Consider the following 1,246-nt stretch of genomic DNA (forward strand, 5'->3'; position numbering starts at 1 on the left):
GACCTGCTGGGCGATCTTCTTGTACGCCTGGTCGAAGGTCGGCTTGAGCTCGTCGAACGGCACCTCGATCGCGAGACGGACGCGCGTCGGCGACAGGTGCTCGACGGTGGACTTCACAGCTCGTTCTCCTCCGGGGCGGGACTGCCATCACGGCCCGGGGGCGGAGCCGACGGGGGCGACCCAGGAATCCCTGCGGGATCGCGGCTGGAGTCGGAGGAACGTCGGTGCGCCCGCCCGGGCGTCGGCGCGAGTCTAGACGTGCCGACCGACACCGTGGGGTGGCGGCCCTGACCAGCGCGGACGGCCGGCGGACCCCGCCTAGGGTGGGCGTGTGGTGACCGACGTGCTCCCCCGGCTGGCCCTGGGCCTCGCCGCGCTCGGGCGTCCCTCCTACATCAACCTCGGCCGCGACGGGGTGCACCGGCCCCCCGAGGAGCTCCGCGCCCTGGCGCACGCCACCCTCGACGCGGCGTGGGACGCGGGGGTGCGCCGGTTCGACGCCGCCCGCTCCTACGGGCGCGCCGAGGAGTTCCTGGGCTCCTGGTTCGCCGCGCGTCCCGGCCGGCGGGCCGACGCGACCGTGTCCAGCAAGTGGGGCTACCGCTACACCGCGGACTGGGATCCGGACGCGACGGTGCACGAGGTCAAGGAGCACACGCTCGCGCACTTCCGCACCCAGTGGGCCGAGTCGCTGGACGCCCTCGGCGGCCCGCCCGACCTCTACCAGGTGCACTCCCTGACGACCGACTCGCCGCTGTTCGACGACGCGGACCTGCTCGGGGCGCTCGCGGCCACCGCCGCCGAGCACGGCGTGCGGCTGGGTTTCTCCACCTCCGGGCCCGACCAGGGCGAGGCGGTCTGCCGCGGGCTGGCCCTGGAGGTGGACGGCGCGCGCCTGTTCACCGCCGTGCAGTCGACGTGGAACCTGCTCGAGCCCTCGGCCGGCGGGGCGCTGCGGGCCGCCCACGACGACGGGGTGCTCGTCCTGGTCAAGGAGGGCGTCGCCAACGGCCGGCTGGTCGTCGAACCGCCCGCGGCGCTCGCCGCGGCGGCCGCGCGGCTCGGCGTCGGGCCCGACGCCGGCGCCCGCGCCGGGCTCCACGCGCCGCCGTGGGCCGACGTCGTCCTCTCCGGCGCCGCCGGGCCCGAGCAGCTGCGCGCCAACCTCGCCGCGGCGGGCGTCGCGCTCACCGGGGACGAGCAGGTCGCGCTCGCCGGGCTCGCGGAGGCCCCGTCGGACTACTGG

Annotated in this window: 2 protein-coding genes; one reads left to right on the forward strand and one right to left on the reverse strand. The window is 76.6% G+C overall.

Annotated features, from left to right (window positions below; genetic code table 11):
- Window positions 1-117, reverse strand: a 117-nt coding sequence (locus AC0CYZ_RS19965; protein ID WP_472218488.1) for a trigger factor, incomplete at its 3' end; no start/stop codon positions are given.
- A 217-nt stretch (window positions 118-334) separates the two neighbouring features.
- Between AC0CYZ_RS19965 and AC0CYZ_RS19970 the strand changes: the two genes are divergently transcribed.
- Window positions 335-1,246: aldo/keto reductase (locus AC0CYZ_RS19970; protein ID WP_472218486.1), on the forward strand; the 912-nt coding region annotated here is incomplete at its 3' end.

This window comes from Actinomycetospora sp., from assembly GCF_055612215.1.